Raw genomic sequence first — 23,444 nt, 5'->3', positions numbered from 1 at the left:
ACCACACGATCCGCGCACCGGACGGCGCCGGATCCCCGGCCCCCGGGTCCGATTGACGGCACATCGGACGGCCCGGGGGCCCGGTCGTAATCAGTAGGTGTAGAAGCCCTGCCCGCTCTTGCGCCCGATGTCACCTGCGTCGACCATCCGGCGCATCAGCTCGGGAGCGGCGAACTTCTCGTCCTGGGATTCGGTGTAGATGTTGCCCGTGGCGTGCAGGAGGATGTCCACGCCCGTCATGTCGGCCGTGGCGAGCGGGCCCATCGCGTGGCCGAAGCCCAGCTTGCAGGCGGTGTCGATGTCCTCGGCGGAGGCGACACCCGACTCGTACAGCTTGGCCGCCTCGACGACCAGCGCCGAGATCAGCCGGGTGGTGACGAAGCCGGCGACGTCGCGGTTGACGACGATGCAGGTCTTGCCCACGGACTCGGCGAACTCCCGTGCGGTGGCGAGGGTTTCGTCGCTGGTCTTGTAGCCGCGCACCAGCTCGCAGAGCTGCATCATCGGGACCGGCGAGAAGAAGTGCACCCCGACGACACGCTCCGGGCGCTCCGTCACCGCCGCGATCTTGGTGATCGGGATGGCGGAGGTGTTGGAGGCGAGGACGGCGTCCTCCCGTACGACCTTGTCGAGCGTACGGAAGATGTCGTGCTTGACCTCGAGCTTCTCGAAGACGGCCTCGACGACGACGTCCGCGTCGGCCACGGCGTCGAGGTCGGTGGTCGTGGTGATCCGGGCGAGGGCGGCCTCGGCGTCGGACGCCTCCAGCTTGCCCTTGGCGACGAACTTGCCGTAGCTGGCCTCGATGCCGCCGCGCCCGCGGGCCAGCGCCTCGTCGGTGACATCACGCAGCACGACGTCCCAGCCCGCCTGGGCGGAGACCTGCGCGATACCGGAACCCATGAGTCCGGCGCCGATGACGGCGAGCTTCCTGGCCACGTTTGGCACCCCAATGCTTCTAGTCGTTCGCATGCTCTCCGGCGGAGATTAGTACCCGTGAGGGGTCAGGGGGCCGTGAAGAGATGCGCGTCACGTCTCACATGACGGACATCACACCGGCCTGTGTCACGTGGCGGCGCGTCGCGCGTAGTTGAGCACTTTTCCGCCGAGCAGCTCCTCCATGTCGTCGAGCAGGGCGAGAGCGTCGCGCGAGACCTCGTGCGTCCCGCGCCCGGCGACCATCTCGCCGCCGATGTACGCCATGAGTGTGCTGTGCAACCAGGAGAGCTGACCGGCCACCAGCCCCGGAGCGCGGTCGCCGGGAGCCGCCCCGGCCTCCTCCCGCAGCGTCGCCTCCAGTTGCTCCTGGGCCTCCTGGCCGATGTGCCAGAGGCGGGCCTTGAGGCTGTCGGCCCCCTCGATGACCCGCATGAAGTGCGCGTAACCGTCCATGAGGCCGACCGTCGGCGAGACGCCCTCCACCTGGATCCGCAGCTCACGCAGGACGGCTTCGACAGCCGACTCCCCCACGTCCCGGCCGCGGACGTAACGCGAGAGCCGGTCGACGATGCCGCTGCTGCGGTCGAGGAAGAGGTCCTCCTTGGCCGGGAAGTAGTTGTACACGGTGTTCACCGAGACGTCGGCGGCCTCCGCGATCTCGGCGATCGTGACCGCGTCGAAGCCCCGCTCGACGAAGAGTCCGGTGGCCACGTCCGAGAGGTGCTGTCTCGTCCGGCGCTTCTTCCGCTCCCTCAGTCCCTCAGCCATGGCTCCATCCTACGGATCCGGTGGTGCTCCTGAATTTTTGGAGCCATTGCATTTTTGGAGTCACTCTGTTTTCGTAGGAGCTATGCCAGTCATCAGCACTGCCGGGCTCGCCCGGACCTTCACGACCAAGGCGGGGCCGGTGCACGCCGTGCGCTCGGTGGATCTCACCGTCATGCCGGGAGAGATCGTCGGTCTCCTCGGACCCAACGGCGCGGGGAAGACCACCACCCTGCGGATGCTCACCACGCTGCTCGCCCCCACCGGTGGCGCGGCCACCGTCGCCGGCCACGACCTGGCCGCGGACCCGGCCGGGGTCCGGGCGAACTGCGGTTACGTCGCCCAGTCCGGAGGGGTGGACCCGCACGTCACCGTGCGGGAGGAGCTGGTCACCCAGGGGCGGCTGTACCGGCTGGGCAAGGCCGAGGCGGTCGCGCGCGCGGCGGAGCTGGCCGGGCACCTCGGCCTCGGTGATCTGCTCGACCGCAGAACGGCCGCCCTCTCCGGTGGCCAGCGGCGGCGCCTCGACATCGCGATGGGCCTCACCCACCGCCCGGCCGTGCTCTTCCTCGACGAACCGACCACCGGGCTCGACCCGGGCAGCCGGGAGGACCTGTGGGACCTCGTACGGGGACTGAGGGCCGACTTCGGCACGACGATCGTGCTCACCACCCACTACCTCGACGAGGCCGACGCCCTCGCGGACCGGCTGGTCGTCGTCGACGGCGGCCTGGTCGTCGCCGAGGGGGCGCCGGCCGCGCTCAAGGCCGAGCACGCCGGCTCGCCCGACGCCTCGCTGCACGACACCTTCCTCGCGATCACCGGCCGCGCCCCGGCTGCCGCCGGGACCGCCCCCGTCGCCGTATAGGACCTCCGATGCTTCTCCATGACACGTCGCTCATCTTCGGCCGGTACCTCCGGCAGACCCTGCGCTCCCGGTTCCAGATCTTCTTCGGGATCCTGATGCCGCTGCTCTACCTGCTCTTCTTCGGCCCGCTCCTCACGGGCCTCCCGCTCGGCTCGGAGGGCGACTCCTGGCAGGTCCTGGTGCCCGGACTGCTGCTCCAGCTGGGGCTGTTCGGCGCCTCGTTCGCCGGCTTCTCGGTCATCATCGAGAAGTCGACGGGAGTGGTGGAACGCATGCGGGTGACCCCCGTCAGCCGTCTCGCCCTCCTGCTGGGGAGGGTGCTGCGGGATGCCCTGCTGTTCATGTTCCAGGCCGTGCTGCTGGTGCTCGCCGCCCTGGTCATGGGCCTGCGCGCGCCGCTTCCCGGGGTGCTCATCGGCTTCGCGTTCGTGGGCCTGCTCACGGTCTCACTGGCCTCGCTGTCCTACGCCCTGGCCATGAAGGTGCGCACACCGCAGGAGTTCGGGCCGGTGATCAACGCGCTCACCATGCCGGCCATGCTGCTCTCCGGCCTGATGCTCCCGATGACGCTCGGCCCCACCTGGCTGGACGTTTTGTCGCACTTCACACCATTCCGCTACCTCGTGGACGCGGTGCGGGACGCGTACGTCGGCTCGTACGCCACGGCGCACATGCTGTACGGGGTGCTGGTGGCCGTGGCGTTCGCCCTTCTGGCCGTGACGGCCGGCACACGGGTCTTCCGCAGGGCAGGGGCGTAACTACGCTGGCCCCATGGTCAATCTGACGCGCATCTACACCCGTACCGGCGACAAGGGCACCACCGCCCTCGGCGACATGAGCCGGACCGCCAAGACCGATCTGCGGATCTCGGCCTACGCCGACGCCAACGAGGCCAACGCCGTCATCGGCACGGCCATCGCTCTCGGGAACCTCCCCGAGGACGTCGTGAAGGTCCTCGTCCGGGTCCAGAACGACCTGTTCGACGTGGGCGCGGACCTGTCCACGCCGGTGGTCCAGGACCCGCAGTACCCGCCGCTGCGCGTCGAGCAGTCCTACGTCGACAAGCTGGAGGCGGACTGCGACACCTTCCTGGAGGAACTGGAGAAACTGAGGAGCTTCATCCTTCCGGGCGGTACCCCGGGGGCCGCGCTGCTGCACCAGGCGTGCACGGTCGTCCGGCGGGCGGAGCGTTCCACCTGGGCGGCGCTGGAGGTCCACGGGGACGCGATGAACGCGCTGACCGCGACCTACCTGAACCGCCTGTCCGACCTCCTGTTCATCCTCGCCAGGACGGCGAACAAGGAGGTCGGCGACGTGCTGTGGGTGCCGGGCGGCGAGCGCTGATCAGCGGCCCGCCCCCACCCGGCCCCTGGGCTCCTGCTTGGGGAACACCGTGTAGCCGCCGGCGATGAACAGGTTGATCCCGATCACCCAGAGCATCTTCTGCTGCCACTCCCGCAGCGAGCCGGTGTCACCGTCCCCGCCGACGTACCAGATCGCTGCCTGGAGCAGGGCCATGGCGGTCACCGCGGCGACGGTCCAGCGGGCGGCTGTGCGCCACTCGTGGGCGGCGCGCGCCATCCCGTACTTCGGGGGCCGTACGGGTGGCGGTCCGCCCGCGAAGCGGTGGGCGACCCTGGCGTCGACCCACTTGATGGTGGAGTGGCCGAGTCCGACGGTGAAGCCGATGTAGACGGCGGCGATGCCGTGCCGCAGGCCCGGCTCGGCGCCGTTCTTCAGGTCCATGGCCGTCACCACCAGCAGGACGACCTCCAGCAGGGGCTCGCACAGCAGCACCGCCGCCCCGAGCCGGGGTTTCCTCGCGACGTAGCGCAGCGCGAGTCCGGCGGCCAGCAGGACCCAGAACCCGACCTCGCAGAGCACGATCAGTGTGACGATCACGGCAGTTCTCCTTCCGGTCCCTCCAGGCTCCCCCGCGTGGGGCGCCGGAGCGTCGTCGGGAGTGACGAAACCTGACTGCATCCTTCGATGTAGCCGCGCCTCGACCCGTGTACGGACGTGCCCGGGCGCGCCGCCGTGTTGGATGGGCGTGTGTCCTTCCTTGCGCGCCCGCACCGCGACGACGTACTCCTCGCGGTCATCGGGCTGTCCGGCGGCGTGCTGCTGTGGCTGGTCGGGATCCACATCCAGAACGGCCGGCTGTTCGACACCCCCTGGGTGTCCCTGCTGCCGCTCGCGGTCATGTCGGCCCTGGAACTGCTCCGCCGCAGCGCCCCCCTGACCGCGCTGGCGGCCGGCACGCTCGCGCTGGTGGCCGACCAGTTCACCGTGGGCAGCCTGGCGACCCTGCTCATGTTCACCGACCTGGTGTACGCCGCGGTGCTGTACGGCTCACCCGCCGCCTCACGTCGCATCCCGGTGATCACCCTGCTCGTCACGGTCGCCACCACGATCGGTTTCGTCGCCTGGCTCCCGTCGGCGGACGCCCTGCTCATCGGCATCGTCACCGGCATGGTCTCCTTCGGCCCCGCCCTCACCGGTGTCAGTGTGCGCAACCACCGGGAGGCCGCGGACGCGGCCCGGCTGCGTGCCGACCAGACCGCGCTGCTGGCCGAGATGGACCGGGTCCAGGCGGTGACCGCCGAGCGCTCCCGGATGGCCCGCGAACTGCACGACATGGTCGCCAACCACCTGTCGGCCATCGCCATCCACTCCACCGCCGCGCTCTCCATCGACGATCCGGGCACCTCCCGCGACGCCCTCGGAGTGATCCGGCGGAACAGTGTGGACGGGCTGGCGGAGATGCGGCGGCTCATCGGACTGCTGCGGGAGAGCGGTGCGGCGTGGCCGCCGAGCGCGGCACCGACCCTCGCCTCCCTGGACGCCCTCGTGGCGCAGGCGGGCGCGAACTCCGCGTCCAGCGGGCTCACCGTCACCCTTCTGGACGGCCGTGACGAGTCCGGGCCGCTGCCCGCACCGGTGGAGCTGGCGGCGTACCGCATCGTCCAGGAATCGCTGACGAACGCGTTGAAGCACGCGGCACCCGGCCCGGTGACGGTCCGGCTGGAGCGGTCGGGCACCCTGCTCACGGTGGAGGTGAGCAGCGTGTCCGGCGACCGCCCCGGACCTCGCGCGCCCGGATCGGGCGCCGGTCTCGTGGGCATGCGGGAACGGGTCGCGCTGCTGGGCGGGACGATCGTGGCGGGGCCGGAGCCGAGGGGCGACGGCACGAAGATCTGGCTGGTGCGGGCCGAACTGCCCGTCGAAGAAGGGACTCACCGAACATGACCATCCGGGTACTGGTCGCGGAGGACCAGTCGGCCGTGCGCGCGGGACTGGTCCTGATCCTGAGCAGTGCGCCGGACATCGAGGTCGTGGGTGAGGCGGCCGACGGCGAGGCCGCCGTGCGCCTGGCCCGTGAGCTCCGCCCGGACCTGGTGCTGATGGACGTGCAGATGCCGCGGCTCGACGGGGTGTCCGCGACGCGGCAGGTCGTGTCGGAACGGCTGGCGGACGTGCTGGTGCTGACCACCTTCGACCTGGACGAGTACGTCTTCGGGGCGCTGCGCGCGGGCGCGTCGGGCTTCCTGCTGAAGAACACCGAGGCCGAGGACCTGCTCGAAGCCGTACGGACGGTGGCACGCGGCGAGGGCACGATCGCCCCGGCCGTGACGCGGAGGCTGATCGAGGAGTTCGCCGGGACCTCCTCCGCGCGCAGGGCGGGCGGGCCCGTGCCCGAGGCGCTCGACACCCTGACGCGCCGGGAGCGGGAGGTGCTGGGCTGTCTCGGTGAAGGGCTGTCGAACGCGGAGATCGCGGGGCGGCTCTCCATGGCGGAGGCGACGGTGAAGACGCACGTCAGCAGGCTGCTCGGCAAGCTCGACCTGCGCAGCAGGGTCCAGGCAGCCGTGCTCGCACAGGAGTTGGGCCTCTGAACTCCGGCCAGGATCTTTGGTCCAGACCTCTTGACGATTGGTCCAGACCTTCCTAATCTCACCGGACACGCTGCGGTGAGTACGCCATGACAAAGCGGGCTCAGGGCGACGCAGGGTTCGAAGGTTACGGACCATCCCCGTTTGCCGGACCTCACCCGAGGAGCACCGTTGAGCACTGACAACCCCGTACGCCGGTCCCGACTCAGATGGAGACGAGGAACCGGCACAGCAGCCAGGTCCAAGACGGTCGCGGGCCTCACCGCGCTGCTGCTCCCCCTGGCCGCGATGGTGGGCCTGGCCTCCCCCGCCGAGGCAGCCACCTCCGCCACCGCCACCTATCTCAAGAAGTCCGACTGGGGCAGCGGCTTCGAGGGCCAGTGGACGGTCAAGAACACCGGCACGACCGCCCTCTCCTCATGGACGATCGAGTGGGACTTCCCCTCCGGCACCGCGGTCGGCTCCGCCTGGGACGCCACCGTCACGAGCTCCGGAACGCACTGGACCGCCAAGAACCTCGGCTGGAACGGCACGGTCGCCCCGGGCGCCAGCATCAGCTTCGGCTTCAACGGCACCGGCACCGGCTCCCCCACCGGCTGCAAGCTGAACGGCGCCTCCTGTGACGGCGGCAGCGTCCCCGGCGACAACCCCCCGTCCAAGCCCGGCACACCGGCCGTGAGCAACGTGACGGACACCTCGGCGAAGCTCAGCTGGAGCGCCGCCACCGACGACAAGGGCGTCAAGAACTACGACGTCCTGCGCGACGGCGCCAAGGTCGCGACGGTCACCACGACGACGTACACCGACACCGGCCTCACCAAGGGCACCGACTACTCGTACACGGTGCAGGCCCGCGACACCGCCGACCAGACCGGTCCGGTCAGCTCCTCGGTCGCCGTGCGCACCACCGGGACCACCGACCCGGGCAACCCCGGCACCGGTGACAAGATCAACCTGGGCTACTTCACCGAGTGGGGCGTCTACGGGCGCAACTACCACGTGAAGAACCTCGTGACCTCCGGCTCCGCCGCGAAGATCACACACATCAACTACGCGTTCGGCAACGTCCAGAACGGCAAGTGCACCATCGGTGACTCCTACGCCGACTACGACAAGGCCTACACCGCCGACCAGTCGGTGGACGGCGTCGCCGACACCTGGGACCAGCCGCTGCGCGGCAACTTCAACCAGCTGCGCAAGCTGAAGGCCAAGTACCCCCACATCAAGGTCCTCTGGTCGTTCGGCGGCTGGACCTGGTCCGGCGGCTTCCCGCAGGCAGCCCAGAACCCGGCCGCCTTCGCCCAGTCCTGCTACGACCTGGTCGAGGACCCCCGCTGGGCCGATGTCTTCGACGGCATCGACATCGACTGGGAGTACCCGAACGCCTGCGGTCTCACCTGTGACACCAGCGGTCCGGCGGCACTGAAGAACGTCGCCTCCGCCCTGCGGACGAAGTTCGGCACCGGCAACCTGGTCACCGCCGCGATCACCGCGGACGGATCGACGGGCGGCAAGATCGACGCGGCCGACTACGCCGGCGCCGCCAAGTCCATGGACTGGTACAACGTCATGACGTACGACTTCTTCGGCGCCTTCGCCCCGAAGGGTCCGACGGCCCCGCACTCGCCGCTGACCTCGTACACCGGCATCCCGCAGGAGGGCTTCAACTCCGCCGCCGCCATCGCCAAGCTGAAGGCCCAGGGCGTCCCCGCCTCGAAGCTGCTCCTCGGCATCGGCTTCTACGGCCGCGGCTGGACCGGTGTCACCCAGTCCGCCCCCGGTGGCACGGCGACCGGCGCGGCCCCGGGTACGTACGAGCCCGGCAACGAGGACTACAAGGTCCTCAAGAACACCTGCCCCGCCACCGGCACGATCGCCGGCACCGCCTACGCCCACTGCGGCACCAACTGGTGGAGCTACGACACCCCGGCGACGATCACGTCCAAGATGGCCTGGGCGAACAGCCAGGGTCTGGGCGGGGCGTTCTTCTGGGAGTTCAGCGGTGACACCGCGAACGGTGAACTGGTGAGCGCGATGGACAGCGGCCTCAACTAGCCCCCCCACGGGTCAGCCGCACCCCCGAAAAGCGCCGGGGAGACAGGTCCGCCCCCTGTCTCCCCGGCTTTCGTGTGTCTGCGGGCCCTCAGGCCACGTTCACCCTCTGGCCGGGCGGTGCCGCCTCCAGCCAGGCGAGGAAACCGGTCAGGGCGTCCTCGCTCATCGCCAGCTCAAGGCGGGTCCCCCAGTGGAGACAGCCGAGCACGACGGAATCGGGCGGGAGCGCGAGCTCCTCCTCGCCCTCGGGCAGCCGGCGCGCGACCACCTCGATGGCGGAGCGCTCCAGGCCGCGGCGCGGGCGGGGCGAGTACGAGAAGACGCGGAACCAGTCGACGCGGTCACCGCTGTAGCGCGCGACGCCGTAGGCCCAGCCCTTGCCGGACGGGTCCGGTTCCGTGGACACGTCCCATCGCAGGCTGCAGTCGAAGGTGCCGCCCGAGCGCTGGATCAGCCGCCGACGGAGACCGAAGACGAACAGACCCACCGCGACCAGTACGACGACCAGGCCGCCCACCCACAACGCGAGGACCATCTCCACCGACCTCCTCGCATCGTCGAGTAACGGATACCGCACCGAGCCGAACCGGACTGCACCTGCATCGCCTCAGCCGCGACACGGTCTGGATCTCTCCAGCTCGGGCCGCGGCTGAGTCAAGAACTACTCGTGGGGACGCTCAGTGCGCCGCCACCGCACGCAGTCGCACGTCCGCGCGGCGCTCGGCGCCCGCGTCCGTCTCCGACTTCGCACGCTCCAGCGCACGCTCGGCGCGCTGGACGTCGATCTCGTCAGCAAGCTCAGCGATCTCCGCCAGCAGCGAGAGCTTGTTGTCCGCGAACGAGATGAAACCGCCGTGCACAGCGGCGACGACAGTGCCGCCGTCGCTCGTACGGATCGTCACGGGGCCCGATTCCAGCACACCCAGAAGCGGCTGGTGACCGGGCATGACGCCGATGTCGCCGGACGTGGTACGCGCGACAACGAGGGTGGCCTCGCCGGACCAGACACTGCGGTCCGCGGCGACCAGCTCGACATGCAGCTCAGCAGCCAAGGGTGGCTCCTCGGGTCACCACCCGGCGGTCGTGCCGGGTGTTGGGTCAATTCTACGGGGCGTGGTGAGGGGGGCGGGACACACCCACCCCCCTCGGTGAGCCGGAGGCTCAGGAGACGCCGAGCTCCTTGGCGTTGGCCTTGAGGTCCTCGATGCCACCGCACATGAAGAACGCCTGCTCGGGGAAGTGGTCGTACTCACCGTCGCAGATCGCGTTGAACGCGGCGATCGACTCGTCGAGCGGGACGTCCGAACCGTCCAGGCCGGTGAACTGCTTGGCGGCGTGGGTGTTCTGCGACAGGAAGCGCTCGACGCGACGGGCACGGTGGACGACGAGCTTGTCCTCCTCGCCCAGCTCGTCGATACCGAGGATCGCGATGATGTCCTGGAGGTCCTTGTACTTCTGCAGGATCCCCTTGACGCGGCTGGCCGTGTCGTAGTGGTCCTGCGCGATGTAGCGCGGGTCCAGGATGCGGGACGTGGAGTCCAGCGGGTCCACGGCCGGGTAGATGCCCTTCTCGGAGATCGGACGGGAGAGAACCGTCGTCGCGTCGAGGTGGGCGAACGTGGTGGCCGGGGCCGGGTCGGTCAGGTCGTCCGCGGGGACGTAGATCGCCTGCATCGAGGTGATCGAGTGACCACGCGTCGAGGTGATGCGCTCCTGGAGCACACCCATCTCGTCGGCCAGGGTCGGCTGGTAACCCACCGCGGACGGCATGCGGCCGAGCAGCGTGGAGACCTCGGAACCGGCCTGCGTGAAGCGGAAGATGTTGTCGATGAAGAGCAGCACGTCCTGCTTCTGCACATCGCGGAAGTACTCCGCCATGGTCAGGGCGGACAGCGCGACCCGCAGACGGGTGCCCGGCGGCTCGTCCATCTGGCCGAAGACCAGCGCGGTCTTCTCCAGGACGCCCGAGTCGGTCATCTCGTCGATGAGGTCGTTGCCCTCACGGGTGCGCTCGCCGACTCCGGCGAACACCGACACACCGTCGTGCAGCTTCGCCACACGCATGATCATTTCCTGGATGAGGACCGTCTTGCCGACGCCCGCACCACCGAACAGACCGATCTTGCCGCCCTTGACGTACGGGGTCAGCAGGTCGACGACCTTCAGGCCGGTCTCGAACATCTCGGTCTTGGACTCGAGCTGGTCGAAGGCCGGGGCCTTGCGGTGGATCGGCCAGCGCTCGGTGATCTGCGCCTCGGCCTCCGGCTCGTTCAGGATCTGACCGAGGGTGTTGAACACCTTGCCCTTGGTGATGTCACCGACGGGGACGGTGATGCCCTCGCCCGTGTTGGTCACCGGGGCCTGACGGACCACGCCGTCGGTGGGCTGCATCGAGATCGCGCGGACCATGCCGTCACCCAGGTGCTGGGCGACTTCCAGGGTCAGCGTCTTACGAGCGCCGGCCTCGGCCGGGTCGTCGACCTCGATGTGCAGGGCGTTGTAGATCTCCGGCATCGCGTCGACGGGGAACTCCACGTCGACGACCGGGCCGATGACCCGGGCGACGCGGCCCGTGGCAGCGGCCGTCTCAACTGTCGTCGTCATTACTTGTCACTCCCCGCGGACGCGTCGGCCAGCGCACCTGCACCGCCGACGATCTCGCTGATTTCCTGGGTGATTTCGGCCTGGCGGGCCGCGTTGGCAAGCCGGGAGAGGCTCTTGATCAGATCCCCGGCGTTGTCGGTCGCCGACTTCATCGCACGACGGCGGGCGGCGTGCTCGGAAGCGGCGGCCTGCAGCAGTGCGTTGTAGATACGGCTCTCGACGTAGCGCGGCAGCAGGGCGTCGAGGACGTCCTCCGCCGACGGCTCGAAGTCGAACAGCGGCAGGATCTCGCCCTTACCGGTGTTCTCCTCCGCGACCTGGTCGAGCGACAGCGGCAGCATCCGGCCGTCGACCGCGTTCTGCGTCATCATCGACACGAATTCCGTGAAGACGATGTGCAGCTCGTCGACGCCGCCCTCGGCCGTGTCCTTCTGGATGGACTCGATGAGGGGCTCGGCGATCTTCTTGGCGTCCGAGTACTCGGGGCTGTCGGTGAAGCCGGTCCACGATTCCGAGACCTTGCGCTCACGGAAGCCGTAGTACGCGACACCCTTGCGGCCGACGATGTAGGTGTCGACCTCCTTGCCCTCGGCCGCCAGCCGCTCCCGGAGCCGCTCCGCCGCCTTGATGGCGTTGGAGGAGTAGCCGCCGGCCAGACCGCGGTCGCTCGTGAGGAGCAGGACCGCGGCCCGGGCCGGGGACTCGGCCTCGGTGGTGAGCGGGTGGTTGGTGTTCGAGCCGGTCGCGACCGCGGTCACCGCGCGGGTGAGCTCGGTCGCGTACGGCATCGACGCCGCCACCTTGCGCTGCGCCTTGACGATGCGCGAGGCGGCGATCATCTCCATCGCCTTGGTGATCTTCTTGGTCGCGGTGACGGCTTGGATGCGGCGCTTGTAAACGCGAAGCTGAGCGCCCATCGATCAGCCCTCGCCCAGGAGCTTGCCGTCCGAGGTCTCGAACTGCTGCTTGAAGGCGGCGATCGCGTCGGCGATCGACTGCAGCGTGTCGTCGGACATCTTGCCGCCCTCGGCGATGCTGGTCAGGAGGTCCTTGCGCTCGCGGCGCAGGAACTCGAGCAGCTCGCTCTCGAAGCGGCGGATGTCCTCGACCGGGACGTCGTCCATCTTGCCCGTGGTGCCGGCCCAGACGGAGACGACCTGCTCCTCCATCGGGAACGGGGCGTACTGCGGCTGCTTCAGCAGCTCGACCATGCGCTTACCGCGCTCCAGCGACGCCTTGGAGGCCGCGTCCAGGTCGGAACCGAAGGCGGCGAACGCCTCCAGCTCACGGAACTGGGCGAGGTCCACGCGCAGACGGCCGGAGACCTGCTTCATGGCCTTGTGCTGGGCGGAGCCACCGACTCGGGAGACCGAGATACCGACGTTGAGCGCCGGACGCTGACCCGCGTTGAACAGGTCGGACTCCAGGAAGCACTGGCCGTCGGTGATGGAGATGACGTTGGTCGGGATGAACGCCGACACGTCGTTCGCCTTGGTCTCGACGATCGGGAGGCCCGTCATCGAACCGGCTCCCATGTCGTCGGAGAGCTTGGCGCAGCGCTCCAGCAGACGCGAGTGCAGGTAGAAGACGTCGCCCGGGTAGGCCTCACGGCCCGGCGGACGGCGCAGCAGGAGCGACACAGCACGGTAGGCGTCGGCCTGCTTCGAGAGGTCGTCGAAGATGATGAGGACGTGCTTGCCGTCGTACATCCAGTGCTGGCCGATGGCCGAGCCGGTGTACGGCGCCAGGTACTTGAAGCCGGCCGGGTCGGACGCCGGCGCGGCGACGATGGTCGTGTACTCCAGGGCGCCGGCCTCTTCGAGGGCACCGCGCACGGAGGCGATGGTGGAGCCCTTCTGACCGATGGCGACGTAGATGCAGCGCACCTGCTTGTTCACGTCGCCCGAGCGCCAGTTGTCGCGCTGGTTGATGATCGTGTCGACGGCCAGAGCGGTCTTACCCGTCTGACGGTCACCGATGATCAGCTGACGCTGGCCGCGGCCGATCGGCACCATGGCGTCGACGGCCTTGTAGCCGGTCTGCATCGGCTCGTGCACCGACTTGCGGACCATGACGCCAGGCGCCTGCAGCTCGAGGGCGCGACGGCCTTCGGTCGCGATCTCGCCGAGGCCGTCGATCGGGTTGCCGAGCGGGTCGACGACGCGGCCGAGGTATCCCTCGCCGACGCCGACGGAGAGCACCTCACCGGTGCGCTGCACCGGCTGGCCCTCCTCGATACCGCTGAACTCGCCGAGGACGATCGCACCGATCTCGCGCTCCTCGAGGTTGAGGGCGAGACCGAGGGTGCCGTCCTCGAACTTCAGCAGCTCGTTCGCCATGGCGGAGGGCAGGCCCTCCACCTTCGCGATGCCGTCGCCGGCAACGCTGACCGTCCCGACCTCCTCGCGCGAGGCCGCGTCCGGCTGGTACGACTGGACAAAGTTATCCAGTGCGTCCCGGATCTCCTCCGGCCGGATCGTAAGCTCCGCCATCTGGGGTTCCCTGCTCTCCTTGTTGGGCCCGAAGTTTCTCAAAGGGGTCTGGGGGCGACCCCCAGGAATCTTCTGCAATTTCTGCACGGCCCAACCGGGCCGCTGTTCTTGCTCGTTCAGTTGGTGCGTGGGCGCTGCGCGCTGTCAGCCGGCCATCCTGCGGGTGACCTCTTCGAGGCGCTCCGCGATCGTGCCGTTGATGACCTCGTCACCGACGCGCACCGAGATCCCGCCGAGGACCTCGGGGTCCACGTCCAGGTTCAGGTGCATCTGCCGGCCGTAGATCTTCGCCAGGGCGGCGCCGAGGCGCTGCTTCTGGCGATCGGACAGCGGCACCGCCGAGGTGACGACGGCGACCATGCGGTCCCGGCGCTCCGCGGCGAGCCTGGACAGGGAGTCGAGTCCCGCCTCCAGGCTACGTCCTCGGGGCTGCGTCACGAGGCGCGTGATCACGCGCTCGGTGACGGGCTGGGCCTTGCCTCCGAGCAGGCTGCGGAGCAGCGCGCTCTTGGCGGAGACCGTCGCCTTCCGGTCGGTCAGGGCCGAGCGCAGCGCGACGTCGGAGCCGACGATCCGGCCGAACCGGAAGAGCTCGTCCTCGACGTCGTCGAGCGCACCGGCACGCTGGGCCGCGGTGAGGTCTGCGGTGTTCGCCAGCTCCTCGACCGAGTCCACCAGGTCACGCGACTGCGACCAGCGGGAACGGACCATGCCGGAGACCAGGTCCACGGCTTCGCCGCCCACCTGGCCGCGCAGCAGTCGCCCGGCCAGCTCGGCCTTGGCCTCGCCGCCCTGCGACGGGTCGGTGAGGACCCGGCGCAGCGATACCTCGCGGTGGAGCAGCGCGGTGACGGCTGCCAGCTCCTCGGCGAGCTTCGCCGCGTCGACCGACGTGGAGTCGGTCAGTGCGTCGAGACGCTCGCGTGCGGCGGCCAGCGCCTCGCGGCTCGCTCCATTCATCGGACGGCCTCGGCCTTCGCCTCGAGCTCGTCGAGGAAACGGTCGACGGTGCCGCTCTGCCGGGCGTGGTCCTCGAGGGACTCGCCGACGAGCTTGCCGGCCAGGGCGGTGGCGAGGGTGCCCACGTCCTGGCGCAGCGCGGACGCCGCGGCCTTGCGGTCGGCCTCGATCTGGGCGTGGCCGGCCGCGATGATCTCCTCGCGCTGCCGCTGACCTTCCGCCCTCATCTCCTGGATGATGACGGCACCCTGCTCCTGTGCCTCCTGGCGCAGGCGGGCGGCCTCGTGGCGGGCCTCGGCGAGCTGAGCCTTGTACTGCTCAAGAACGCTCTGGGCCTCGGTCTGGGCCGCGTCGGCCTTCTCGATTCCGCCTTCGATGGCCTCGCGGCGCTCTTCCAGAACCTTGTTGATGTTCGGGAGGAGCTTCTTGGCGAGGAAGCCGAAGACGATGGCGAAGGCGATCAGGCCGATGACGATCTCGGGAATCGCCGGGAGCAGCGGGTTCTGGATCTCCTCGGACGCCAGCTGTAGGGCGTTCACATCAATGCCTTTCGTCGCATCGGGCAGTCGGAATGCCGCGACTTAGTCGACCGGGTAGACGAAGGGCATGACGAGACCGATCAGGGCGAGCGCCTCACAGAGCACGAAGCCGAGGATCTGGTTCGAGCGGATCAGGCCGGCGGCCTCGGGCTGACGGGCCAGCGCCTGGGTGCCGTTACCGAAGATGATGCCGACGCCGACGCCGGGGCCGATCGCGGCGAGGCCGTAGCCGATGGAACCGAGGTTGCCCGTGATGTTGACGGCGGCGAGGGTCTCAAGAGCGGACATGCCGTTTCTTCCTTCTCTTTCAGAACCGGTGGGGGTTGGCCACCGGACGACTATCGGGGGTGGGGCTGGGTGCTCAGTGGTGCTCGGCGAGAGCGCCCTGGAGGTAGTTGCAGGCCAGAAGGACGAACACGTAGGCCTGCAGCGCCTGGATGAACAGTTCGAAGGCGGTCATCAGGATGACCATCACGAAGGAGACACCGGCGTAGGCGATGCCGATGCCGTTCAGCAGGTACCAGCTGGCGATCGTGAAGATCAGCAGCAGCACGTGACCGGCGAACATGTTGGCGAAGAGTCGCACGGCGTGGGTGAAGGGCCGGATCAGCAGGTTCGACATGATCTCGATGACCATGACGAACGGGAGAGCCGGGCCGATCGACGGGTCGTAGCCGGAGATGTTCTTCCAGCCGCCGACGAAGCCGTGCCGCTTGAAGGTCACGCTCACCCAGAGCACGTACACGATCGCGGCCAGCGCCACCGGGAACCCGATGACCGAGACCACCGGGAACTGGGCGAAGGGGATGATCGCCCAGAGGTTCATGATCCAGATGAAGAAGAACAGCGAGACCATGAGGGGCACGTACTTCTTGCCCTCGCGCTTGCCGAGCGTCTCGTACACCACACCGGTGCGGATGAAGTCGTAGCCCGCCTCGGCGACCATCTGGAGCTTTCCGGGCACCAGCTTCGGCTTGTTGAAAGCCGCCCAGAAGAAGCCGACGACGACAACGGTGCTCAGGACCGCCAGCAGCATCGGCTTGTTGATCTCGATGCCGCCGAGGGTGAACATCGGCTCGAAAACAAAGGAGTGCAGGCCAGGAGCCGGGAAGCCGCATCCGTCGAAGATGTGGCAGTCGGTCTCGAAGGCGAGCACCGTCGTCGGGTCAGCACTCACCGCGGGCTCCTTCAGCGTGGCGCATAGGTACGGCAACCTCGTTGTGTCGGCGCGGCAAGCAGCCGCTGGTCGGCACTGGACTGGTGTTACGGATGGGGGGCGGCTCAGGCCTTACGCCTCGCGATGGAGCAGGCGCCGATTTTGATGCCCGCGCCCGCAGTGCCGCAGTTGGCACCGGACGATAGCAGGGTCTCGAACGCGCGCTTATCCCGGCCCTACCCCTCACGTCGAGGACCCCATGTTCTCGGGCGTCTTGCCCGCGGACGAGTCCGGCTCGACGTAGAGCATCTTGGTCTTCATGTGCACACGGATCTGCGCCGCGACCCAGGCGAGGGTGGCGACCATCACCGCGGCCGCGAAGGCCCTGGGATTGAACAGCGTCGTGTCCTTGAAGGCGGCGACGAAGACGAAGAGCAGCAGCAGCTCGGTCGTGTACAGCAGGAGCCCCATGGACTGGAACAGGTGCGGCAGGGACTTGGCCGTGCGCTGCAGAACGCCGAGTCCGATCCCCATGAAGAGGATCACCACCAGCGTCCCGGCCGCCGCTCCGATCGCTCCCTTGCCGCCGGCGAGCGCGGCGCTGACGGCGACGGTGACGACACCGGCGGCGGCAGTGGGCACGGCGGTGTGGAGGAGAGTCCGGGCGTCGTTGGACGGCATGGCGGTTACTCCGCATTGCAGGGGGTGGTCAGTGGTCGTCAGGGACGAGCGTAGGCCCGGGCCGAGTCGATGTTTCGGGCCGAAGGACCGTGCTACTCAGGACCTTCGGCTTCCTCACCGGGCTTCGTGAACGGTATCACAAACTATTTGATGAGGTCTTTACCCAGAAAGTGTGCCAGCTGTCACACATGAGAGTTAACCCGCGCGTGTGTGCAGAACATCACGACGCATTGTCTGGTAAAGGGGCTATTGCGCCCCGGGGTCAACGCGGCGAGTCCGCGCGGTCCCGATTCGTGAAGCGCGAACGGGGGCCGATCGCGGTCGCGCCGTTGACGCCGGAGACACCCACGGCGACCGGGGCCCGGTCCGGGTCCGGAGAGGCCATCTGCGAGCCGTCCGGCCCGTGTTGGCCGTCCGGAGCGTCCTCGGCCCCCTCCTCGTGGTCCGTACGCCGGCGGCGCCGGTAGCGCGGCGGCACGAAGGACTCCGCCCAGCGCGGGGCCCTGGGCGTGAACCGCGGCATCAGCAGCAGGACCAGGCCCACGGCGCTGAGCCCCACGATCACCAGCACGATCCACAGCGACGCGGAGTGCACGGAGTAGCCGACGGCGCCGAAAGCGATCAGCGCGGACCAGAAGTACATGATCAGCACGGACCGGCTGTGCGAGTGCCCGATCTCCAGCAGCCGGTGGTGCAGGTGCCCTCGGTCGGCCGCGAACGGCGACTGGCCGTTCCAGGTGCGGCGGACGATGGCGAGCACCAGGTCGGCGGCCGGGATGGCGATGATCGTCAGCGGCAGCAGCAGCGGGATGAAGACCGGCAGCATCGCGTGGGTGGCCTGGCGCTCACTGCCCTCGAAGAGCTTCATCGCGTCCGGGTCGACCTGGCCCGTCACGGAGATCGCGCCGGCGGCCAGCACCAGGCCGATCAGCATCGATCCCGAGTCGCCCATGAAGATCCGGGCGGGGTGCATGTTATGCGGCAGGAAGCCGAGGCACATGCCCATCAGGATCGCGGCGAAGAGCGTCGCGGGTGCGGCCGCCTCGATGCCGTAGCCGTACCAGAGCCGGTAGGTGTAGAGGAAGAACGCCGCTGACGCGATGCAGACCATCCCGGCCGCCAGCCCGTCCAGGCCGTCGACGAAGTTGACCGCGTTGATGGTGATCACGACCAGCGCGACCGTGAGCAGCGTGCCCTGCCACTGGGTGAGGGCGACGGTGCCCACGCCGGGGATGGGCAGCCACAGGATGGTCAGACCCTGGATGACCATGACGGCGGCGGCGATCATCTGTCCGCCGAGCTTGATCAGCGCGTCGATCTCGAACTTGTCGTCCAGGACGCCGATCAGCCAGATCAGGGCGGCGCCGGAGAGCAGGGCCCTGGGTTCGTTGGACAGTTCGAAGACGCCGTTCAGGTTGAACAGGTGGTCCGCGACGATCAGCCCCGCGCACAGCCCGCCGAACATGGCGATGCCACCGAGCCGAGGTGTCGGTTCCCGGTGCACGTCGCGCGCGCGGATCGCGGGCATCGCCCCGATCGCGATGGCGAACTTACGCACCGGTCCGGTCAGCAGATAGGTAACTGCGGCCGTGACACAGAGCGTCAGCAGGTAATCACGCACGGGCTGCCCCACAGAATTCGCCGGCCATCTCAGCCCCACACCCTAGTCTCATGAGCAAGGACACCGAGCCACGGGTGATCGGTTGCACCGCTCGCCTATCCCGGATACGGCGGATTGCCCTCCGCCAGTGCGCGTACCCCGGCCCGCAGCGCTCCCGCGTCGCCCTCCTCCCGCACGGCCGCGCCGAACAGCGCCGCGATCCTCGCCATGTCGTCCTCGTCCATGCCCTGGGTGGTGACGGCCGCGGTGCCCAGCCTCATCCCCCGCGCGTCCCCGTACGGCAGGGCGCAGGTGTCCACGACCATCCCGGCCGCCATGAGCCGCTCGCGCGCGGTGCGGCCGTCGACGCCCAGCGGGCCGGGGTCCACCACGACGATGTGGGTGTCCGTCCCGCCCGTGGTGACCTCGAAGCCCTCGTCCTCCAGGGCTGCGGCGAGGGCGCGGGCGTGGGCGACGACCCGGTGGGCGTAGACCGCGTAGGCGGGGGTGGCGGCCTCCCCGAACGCGACGGCCTTCGCCGCGACGGTGTGCATCTGCGCGCCGCCCTGGGTGAAGGGGAAGACCGCGCGGTCGATCCGCTCCGAGAGCTCGACGCCGCAGAGGATCATCCCGCCGCGCGGTCCGCGCAGCACCTTGTGTGTCGTCGCGCACACCACGTCCGCGTACGGCACCGGACTGGGCGCCGCTCCCCCGGCGATCAGGCCCATCGGGTGGGCGGCGTCCACGATCAGGTACGCGCCCACCTCGTCGGCGATGTGCCGGAACTGCTCGTAGTCGGGGTGCCGCGGGTACGAGATGGACCCGCAGACGATCGCCTTGGGACGCCGTGCCCGGGCCAGGGCGCGCACCTGTGTGTAGTCGATGAGCCCGCTGTCGGGGTCGACGCCGTAGCCGGCGAACTCGAACCAGCGTCCGGAGAAGTTGCCCGGAGCACCGTGGGTGAGGTGCCCGCCGGACGGGAGCCCCATGGCCAGCACCGTGTCGCCGGGGCGCAGCAGTGCGGCGTACGCGGCGAGGACGGCCGACGAGCCGGAGTGCGGCTGGACGTTGGCGTGCTCGGCGCCGAACAGCGACATGGCCCGCCGGACGGCGACGCGCTCCGCGGCGTCGGCCTGTTCGCAGCCGCCGTGGTGGCGGGCCCCGGGGTAGCCCTCGGCGTACTTGTTGGCGAGGGGGGAGCCGAGCGTGGCGAGGACCGCGGGCGAGGTGAAGTTCTCGGCGGCGATGAGCTGGAGGGTGCTCGACTGCCGCCCGGCCTCGGCCAGCAGGATGCCGGCGATCTCCGGGTCCTGACGGACCAGGGCGCCGAAGTCCTGCGGCATGGCGGTGTCCGACGGGGGCGCGGCCGCGCGTGCGGCTGGAGTGGTGACCGGCATCTGACGGCTCCGGGCCTGGAGGAGGGGGGTGCGGTACGCGACAGCTCCAATGTAGGCCCGCCCCGGGCCGCCTGCCCGCTGCCGGGCGCCCCTCTACGCCGGTCGGCGCACTCCGGCGATCAGCGGCTCAGTGCGGGGCGCGTACTCCGGTCAGCGCCGTCATGACGGGATCGAGCGCCTGGCTGATCTCGTCCCCGACCGAACGGAAGAACGTGATCGGCGCGCCGTACGGGTCGTAGACCTCGTCCGCCTCCGCGGTGGGGGCCAGCAGCCAGCCGCGGAGGGCCGCCGCCGCGCGCACCAGCGCGCGGGCGCGCTCCACGACGCCCTCCTCGCGGGCGTCGGGCAGCGTCGCGGGGTCTATGGCCCGCACCAGCCGGGTGAACTCCTTGAGCGTGAAGGTCCGCAGGCCCGCCGAGTGCCCCATCGAGATCACCTGCGCGCGGTGGTCGCGGGTGGCGGTCAGCACCAGGTCGGCACGGATCACGTGCTCGTCCAGCAGCTCGCGGCCGACGAAGCCGGTGGCGTCGGCACCGAAGTCGGCGAGGACGACCTCCGCGTTGGCCTCCATGGGTGCGCCCTCGTGCCCCCAGGTGCCCGCGCTCTCCACGATGAGGCCGCCGCTGAGCGGATCTCCCAGGCGGTGCACGAGGGCATGGCGGGTCAGCCGCTCGGTGATGGGCGAGCGGCAGACGTTGCCGGTGCTGACGTGGAGGATGCGGAAAGTGTCGTGCCGCCCCGCTATGCCACGCCCCTCGGGGGCGGTCAATTGGCCACCTCGAGGTCGGGTACCACCTTGCGGAGTTCCTCGACCGAGAGCGCGCCTGCCCGCAGCAGCAGCGGGATCCTGCCGGTGACATCGACGATCGAGGACGGGACGATCCCGGGCGTCGGGCCGCCGTCGAGATAGACGGAGACGCTGTCGCCGAGCATCTCCTGGGCCGCGTCGCAGTCCTCGGGCGAGGGGTGTCCGGTGAGGTTGGCGCTGGAGACGGCCATCGGGCCGACCTCCGTGAGGAGCTCGATGGCGACCGGGTGCAGGGGCATCCGGACGGCGACGGTGCCACGGGTGTCCCCGAGGTCCCACTGCAGCGACGGCTGGTGCCTGGCGACGAGCGTGAGGGCGCCCGGCCAGAACGCGTCGACGAGTTCCCAGGCCTGCTCGGAGAAGTCGGTGACCAGGCCGTGCAGGGTGTTGGGGGAACCGATCAGGACAGGGGTCGGCATGTTGCGGCCGCGGCCCTTGGCGTCGAGGAGGTCGGCGACGCCCTCCGAGCTGAAGGCGTCCGCGCCGATCCCGTACACGGTGTCCGTGGGCAGCACGACCAGTTCGCCGCGGCGGACGGCGGACGCGGCTTCACGCAGGCCGGTCGTACGGTCGGTCGCGTCGTTGCAGTCGTATCGCCGTGCCATCAGCCGGCCTCCTCGGACATGTACGGGTAGGGAGGGTGGGGATCGTGCGGTGCCGGTGTCCCGGTGGTCACGGCATGGCCTTGCGGGCCGTCGCGAACCGGGGCCGCTTGTTCAGGTCGGGGTGGTCGGCCGCGTCGGCCCAGCCCCGCTCCTCGGTGAAGATCCACGGCACCTGGCCGCCCTGGGTGTCGGCGTGCTCGATGACGACGAGCCCCCCGGGCCTGAGCAGACGGTGCGCGGTGCGCTCGATGCCGCGGATGGTGTCCAGGCCGTCCTCGCCGGAGAACAGCGCCATCTGCGGATCGTGGTCACGCGCCTCGGGCGCCACGTACTCCCACTCCGTGAGCGGGATGTAGGGAGGGTTGGAGATGACCAGGTCGACCTGTCCGTCGAGCTCCGGGAGGGCGCTCAGCGCGTCCCCGCGGTGGACGGTGACCCTGGACCCCTCGGCGTTCTTCCGGGTCCACCTCAGGGCGTCCTCGGACAGCTCGACGGCGTGCACGCGGGAGCGCGGCACCTCCTGCGCCATGGCGAGAGCGATCGCGCCCGATCCGGTGCAGAGGTCGACGATCAGCGGTTCGACGACGTCCATCGCGCGGACCGCGTCTATCGCCCAGCCGACGACCGACTCGGTCTCCGGGCGCGGCACGAAGACACCGGGGCCCACCTGGAGCTCCAGGTAGCGGAAGAAGGCGCGGCCGGTGATGTGCTGGAGCGGCTCGCGGGCCTCCCGGCGGGCGATCGTCTCCCAGTAGCGGGCGTCGAAGTCGGCGTCCGGTACGTGGTGCAGTTCGCCCCGCTTGACGCCGTGCACGAACGCGGCGAGTTCCTCGGCGTCGAATCGCGGTGAGGGGACACCGGCGTCGGCCAGCCGCTGGGTGGCCTGGGCCACCTCGGCGAGCAGCAGGTTCATCGCGGTTCTCCGTACGGGTTCACGAGCGGGGCGGGGCGGTGGGCTTACGCGGCGGCGAGCTTGGCGGCGGAGTCGGCGTCGACGCACGCCTGGATGACGGCGTCGAGGTCACCGTCGAGCACCTGGTCCAAGTTGTACGCCTTGAAGCCGACGCGGTGGTCCGAGATCCGGTTTTCCGGGAAGTTGTACGTCCGGATCTTCTCGGAGCGGTCCACGGTGCGCACCTGGCTGCGGCGCACGTCGGAGGCTTCCTGCTCGGCAGCTTCCTGGGCGGCGGCCAGCAGCCGCGACCGCAGGATGCGCATGGCCTGCTCCTTGTTCTGGAGCTGGCTCTTCTCGTTCTGGCAGGAGGCGACGACGCCGGTCGGCAGGTGCGTGATGCGCACGGCGGAGTCCGTGGTGTTGACGGACTGGCCACCGGGGCCCGAGGAGCGGTAGACGTCGATGCGCAGGTCGTTGGCGTGGATCTCGACGTCGACCTCCTCCGCCTCGGGCGTGACCAGCACACCGGCGGCCGAGGTGTGGATGCGGCCCTGCGACTCGGTGGAGGGCACGCGTTGCACGCGGTGCACACCGCCCTCGTACTTCATCCGCGCCCAGACGCCCTGGCCGGGCTCGGTGGCTCCGTTGCCGCCCTTGGTCTTCACGGCGACCTGGACGTCCTTGTAGCCGCCGAGCTCGGACTCGGTGGAGTCGATGATCTCCGTCTTCCAGCCGATGCGTTCGGCGTAGCGCAGGTACATGCGGAGCAGGTCGCCGGCGAACAGGGCGGACTCGTCGCCGCCCGCGCCCGCCTTGATCTCCAGGAGCACGTCCTTGTCGTCGCTGGGGTCGCGCGGGACCAGGAGGAGGCGGAGCCTCTCGGTGATCTCTTCGCGCTGCTTCTCCAGGACCTTGACCTCGGCGACGAAGTCCGGGTCGTCGGCGGCGAATTCGCGGGCCGTCTCGATGTCGTCGCCGGTCTGCTTCCAGGCCCGGTAGGTGGAGACGATCGGGGTCAGCTCGGCGTAGCGCTTGTTGAGCTTGCGCGCGTTCGCCTGGTCGGCGTGGACCGACGGGTCGGCGAGCTTCTTCTCGAGATCGGCCTGCTCGCCGATCAGTTCCTCGACCGCCTCGAACATCTTCGGGCTCCTGGTTTCTGCGTCATACGTCTGCGGGCCTGCTGGACG

General features: G+C 69.5%; 25 protein-coding genes. 6 read left to right on the top strand and 19 right to left on the bottom strand.

What is annotated here, in order from left to right:
• Positions 1-90: 90 nt before the first annotated feature.
• Together ACHFIV_RS05120 and ACHFIV_RS05115 are read right to left on the bottom strand one after the other, a co-directional pair.
• Positions 91-939, bottom strand: a complete 849-nt coding sequence (locus tag ACHFIV_RS05120) for a 3-hydroxyacyl-CoA dehydrogenase family protein (RefSeq protein WP_398964002.1) — start codon at positions 937-939, stop codon at positions 91-93.
• Between the two features lie 126 nt (positions 940-1,065).
• The gene (locus ACHFIV_RS05115; RefSeq protein ID WP_398964000.1) at positions 1,066-1,707 is read right to left on the bottom strand and encodes a TetR/AcrR family transcriptional regulator; all 642 of its coding nucleotides are present in this window, start codon (positions 1,705-1,707) and stop codon (positions 1,066-1,068) included.
• An 82-nt stretch (positions 1,708-1,789) separates the two neighbouring features.
• On the opposite strand from ACHFIV_RS05115, the gene ACHFIV_RS05110 reads away from it, so the two are divergent.
• The 3 genes from ACHFIV_RS05110 to ACHFIV_RS05100 are packed head-to-tail and all read left to right on the top strand — an operon-like array spanning position 1,790 to position 3,916.
• Complete coding sequence (locus ACHFIV_RS05110; protein WP_398963997.1) at positions 1,790-2,572, top strand: ABC transporter ATP-binding protein; 783 nt, start codon at positions 1,790-1,792, stop codon at positions 2,570-2,572.
• A gap of 8 nt (positions 2,573-2,580) precedes the next feature.
• Positions 2,581-3,330, top strand: coding sequence for an ABC transporter permease (locus ACHFIV_RS05105; protein WP_398963994.1), 750 nt, complete (start codon positions 2,581-2,583; stop codon positions 3,328-3,330).
• 13 nt (positions 3,331-3,343) lie between these two features.
• A complete protein-coding gene (locus ACHFIV_RS05100) occupies positions 3,344-3,916 on the top strand; it encodes a cob(I)yrinic acid a,c-diamide adenosyltransferase (RefSeq protein ID WP_398963991.1) in 573 nt (190 codons plus the stop codon).
• On the opposite strand, the gene ACHFIV_RS05095 is transcribed toward ACHFIV_RS05100, so the two are convergent.
• Complete coding sequence (locus ACHFIV_RS05095; RefSeq protein ID WP_398963988.1) at positions 3,917-4,474, bottom strand: hypothetical protein; 558 nt, start codon at positions 4,472-4,474, stop codon at positions 3,917-3,919.
• A 150-nt stretch (positions 4,475-4,624) separates the two neighbouring features.
• Between ACHFIV_RS05095 and ACHFIV_RS05090 the strand changes: the two genes are divergently transcribed.
• The 3 genes from ACHFIV_RS05090 (at position 4,625) to ACHFIV_RS05080 (ending at position 8,520) form a co-directional block, all read left to right on the top strand.
• Positions 4,625-5,821, top strand: a complete 1,197-nt coding sequence (locus tag ACHFIV_RS05090) for a sensor histidine kinase (RefSeq protein ID WP_398963986.1) — start codon at positions 4,625-4,627, stop codon at positions 5,819-5,821.
• Positions 5,818-6,468 (top strand): response regulator, encoded by a 651-nt coding sequence (locus tag ACHFIV_RS05085; protein WP_398963984.1) that lies wholly within the window; start codon positions 5,818-5,820, stop codon positions 6,466-6,468. Before ACHFIV_RS05090 ends, ACHFIV_RS05085 begins: the two co-directional genes overlap by 4 nt.
• 168 nt (positions 6,469-6,636) lie before the next feature.
• On the top strand, positions 6,637-8,520 hold the full coding sequence (locus ACHFIV_RS05080; protein WP_398963981.1) for a glycosyl hydrolase family 18 protein: 1,884 nt from the start codon (positions 6,637-6,639) through the stop codon (positions 8,518-8,520).
• 88 nt (positions 8,521-8,608) lie between these two features.
• On the opposite strand, the gene ACHFIV_RS05075 is transcribed toward ACHFIV_RS05080, so the two are convergent.
• The 16 genes from ACHFIV_RS05075 to prfA all read right to left on the bottom strand — a co-directional run bounded on the left by ACHFIV_RS05075 (position 8,609) and on the right by prfA (position 23,396).
• Entirely contained in the window at positions 8,609-9,055 is a 447-nt protein-coding gene (locus ACHFIV_RS05075; protein ID WP_398964232.1) for a DUF2550 domain-containing protein, read from the bottom strand.
• 142 nt (positions 9,056-9,197) lie between these two features.
• Positions 9,198-9,572: a F0F1 ATP synthase subunit epsilon gene (locus ACHFIV_RS05070; RefSeq protein WP_325747706.1), complete on the bottom strand. Its 375-nt coding sequence runs from the start codon at positions 9,570-9,572 to the stop codon at positions 9,198-9,200.
• A gap of 109 nt (positions 9,573-9,681) precedes the next feature.
• A complete protein-coding gene (atpD, locus tag ACHFIV_RS05065) occupies positions 9,682-11,124 on the bottom strand; it encodes a F0F1 ATP synthase subunit beta (protein WP_033298380.1) in 1,443 nt (480 codons plus the stop codon).
• Positions 11,124-12,041 carry a F0F1 ATP synthase subunit gamma gene (locus ACHFIV_RS05060; protein WP_382092057.1) on the bottom strand — a complete coding sequence of 306 codons (918 nt, stop codon included), beginning with the start codon at positions 12,039-12,041 and terminating at the stop codon, positions 11,124-11,126. The genes atpD and ACHFIV_RS05060 overlap by 1 nt, the downstream gene beginning before the upstream one ends.
• 3 nt (positions 12,042-12,044) lie before the next feature.
• Positions 12,045-13,616, bottom strand: a complete 1,572-nt coding sequence (gene atpA / locus ACHFIV_RS05055) for a F0F1 ATP synthase subunit alpha (protein WP_073745255.1) — start codon at positions 13,614-13,616, stop codon at positions 12,045-12,047.
• A 144-nt stretch (positions 13,617-13,760) separates the two neighbouring features.
• Positions 13,761-14,576 carry a F0F1 ATP synthase subunit delta gene (locus tag ACHFIV_RS05050; RefSeq protein WP_398963976.1) on the bottom strand — a complete coding sequence of 272 codons (816 nt, stop codon included), beginning with the start codon at positions 14,574-14,576 and terminating at the stop codon, positions 13,761-13,763.
• The gene (locus tag ACHFIV_RS05045; RefSeq protein WP_398963974.1) at positions 14,573-15,115 is read right to left on the bottom strand and encodes a F0F1 ATP synthase subunit B; all 543 of its coding nucleotides are present in this window, start codon (positions 15,113-15,115) and stop codon (positions 14,573-14,575) included. The genes ACHFIV_RS05050 and ACHFIV_RS05045 overlap by 4 nt, the downstream gene beginning before the upstream one ends.
• 42 nt (positions 15,116-15,157) lie before the next feature.
• The gene (gene atpE, locus ACHFIV_RS05040; RefSeq protein ID WP_014048348.1) at positions 15,158-15,403 is read right to left on the bottom strand and encodes an ATP synthase F0 subunit C; all 246 of its coding nucleotides are present in this window, start codon (positions 15,401-15,403) and stop codon (positions 15,158-15,160) included.
• Between the two features lie 73 nt (positions 15,404-15,476).
• On the bottom strand, positions 15,477-16,292 hold the full coding sequence (atpB, locus tag ACHFIV_RS05035) for a F0F1 ATP synthase subunit A (protein ID WP_203182480.1): 816 nt from the start codon (positions 16,290-16,292) through the stop codon (positions 15,477-15,479).
• Between the two features lie 222 nt (positions 16,293-16,514).
• Complete coding sequence (locus tag ACHFIV_RS05030; RefSeq protein WP_398963971.1) at positions 16,515-16,952, bottom strand: hypothetical protein; 438 nt, start codon at positions 16,950-16,952, stop codon at positions 16,515-16,517.
• A gap of 262 nt (positions 16,953-17,214) precedes the next feature.
• On the bottom strand, positions 17,215-18,573 hold the full coding sequence (locus tag ACHFIV_RS05025) for an MraY family glycosyltransferase (protein ID WP_398963968.1): 1,359 nt from the start codon (positions 18,571-18,573) through the stop codon (positions 17,215-17,217).
• A gap of 95 nt (positions 18,574-18,668) precedes the next feature.
• The gene (locus ACHFIV_RS05020; RefSeq protein ID WP_398963965.1) at positions 18,669-19,949 is read right to left on the bottom strand and encodes a serine hydroxymethyltransferase; all 1,281 of its coding nucleotides are present in this window, start codon (positions 19,947-19,949) and stop codon (positions 18,669-18,671) included.
• Positions 19,950-20,076: 127 nt separating this feature from the next.
• A complete protein-coding gene (locus ACHFIV_RS05015) occupies positions 20,077-20,718 on the bottom strand; it encodes an arsenate reductase/protein-tyrosine-phosphatase family protein (protein ID WP_398963963.1) in 642 nt (213 codons plus the stop codon).
• A complete protein-coding gene (locus ACHFIV_RS05010; protein ID WP_398963960.1) occupies positions 20,715-21,362 on the bottom strand; it encodes an L-threonylcarbamoyladenylate synthase in 648 nt (215 codons plus the stop codon). Before ACHFIV_RS05010 ends, ACHFIV_RS05015 begins: the two co-directional genes overlap by 4 nt.
• A gap of 67 nt (positions 21,363-21,429) precedes the next feature.
• The gene (prmC, locus tag ACHFIV_RS05005; protein WP_398963957.1) at positions 21,430-22,275 is read right to left on the bottom strand and encodes a peptide chain release factor N(5)-glutamine methyltransferase; all 846 of its coding nucleotides are present in this window, start codon (positions 22,273-22,275) and stop codon (positions 21,430-21,432) included.
• Positions 22,276-22,319: 44 nt separating this feature from the next.
• Positions 22,320-23,396 carry a peptide chain release factor 1 gene (gene prfA / locus ACHFIV_RS05000; RefSeq protein ID WP_398963955.1) on the bottom strand — a complete coding sequence of 359 codons (1,077 nt, stop codon included), beginning with the start codon at positions 23,394-23,396 and terminating at the stop codon, positions 22,320-22,322.
• Positions 23,397-23,444 lie beyond the last annotated feature (48 nt).

It is taken from the genome of Streptomyces sp. ALB3, from assembly GCF_044385685.1.
In the GTDB taxonomy this organism is placed as follows: Bacteria; Actinomycetota; Actinomycetes; order Streptomycetales; family Streptomycetaceae; genus Streptomyces.
Note: the sequence above shows the minus strand (reverse complement) of the source record. Positions and strands in the feature narration are given on the sequence as shown.

Excerpts from the sequence above, each read along its gene's own strand:
- ACHFIV_RS05020 (WP_398963965.1), bottom strand. The coding sequence starts at position 19,949 with ATGCCGGTCACCACTCCAGCCGCACGCGCGGCCGCGCCCCCGTCGGAC.
- ACHFIV_RS05105 (WP_398963994.1), top strand. The coding sequence starts at position 2,581 with ATGCTTCTCCATGACACGTCGCTCATCTTCGGCCGGTACCTCCGGCAG.
- ACHFIV_RS05075 (WP_398964232.1), bottom strand. The coding sequence starts at position 9,055 with ATGGTCCTCGCGTTGTGGGTGGGCGGCCTGGTCGTCGTACTGGTCGCG.
- ACHFIV_RS05085 (WP_398963984.1), top strand. The coding sequence starts at position 5,818 with ATGACCATCCGGGTACTGGTCGCGGAGGACCAGTCGGCCGTGCGCGCG.
- atpD (WP_033298380.1), bottom strand. The coding sequence starts at position 11,124 with ATGACGACGACAGTTGAGACGGCCGCTGCCACGGGCCGCGTCGCCCGG.
- atpE (WP_014048348.1), bottom strand. The coding sequence starts at position 15,403 with ATGTCCGCTCTTGAGACCCTCGCCGCCGTCAACATCACGGGCAACCTC.
- prfA (WP_398963955.1), bottom strand. The coding sequence starts at position 23,396 with ATGTTCGAGGCGGTCGAGGAACTGATCGGCGAGCAGGCCGATCTCGAG.
- ACHFIV_RS05010 (WP_398963960.1), bottom strand. The coding sequence starts at position 21,362 with ATGGCACGGCGATACGACTGCAACGACGCGACCGACCGTACGACCGGC.
- ACHFIV_RS05115 (WP_398964000.1), bottom strand. The coding sequence starts at position 1,707 with ATGGCTGAGGGACTGAGGGAGCGGAAGAAGCGCCGGACGAGACAGCAC.
- prmC (WP_398963957.1), bottom strand. The coding sequence starts at position 22,275 with ATGAACCTGCTGCTCGCCGAGGTGGCCCAGGCCACCCAGCGGCTGGCC.
- atpA (WP_073745255.1), bottom strand. The coding sequence starts at position 13,616 with ATGGCGGAGCTTACGATCCGGCCGGAGGAGATCCGGGACGCACTGGAT.
- ACHFIV_RS05050 (WP_398963976.1), bottom strand. The coding sequence starts at position 14,576 with ATGAATGGAGCGAGCCGCGAGGCGCTGGCCGCCGCACGCGAGCGTCTC.
- ACHFIV_RS05110 (WP_398963997.1), top strand. The coding sequence starts at position 1,790 with ATGCCAGTCATCAGCACTGCCGGGCTCGCCCGGACCTTCACGACCAAG.
- ACHFIV_RS05100 (WP_398963991.1), top strand. The coding sequence starts at position 3,344 with ATGGTCAATCTGACGCGCATCTACACCCGTACCGGCGACAAGGGCACC.
- ACHFIV_RS05030 (WP_398963971.1), bottom strand. The coding sequence starts at position 16,952 with ATGCCGTCCAACGACGCCCGGACTCTCCTCCACACCGCCGTGCCCACT.
- ACHFIV_RS05060 (WP_382092057.1), bottom strand. The coding sequence starts at position 12,041 with ATGGGCGCTCAGCTTCGCGTTTACAAGCGCCGCATCCAAGCCGTCACC.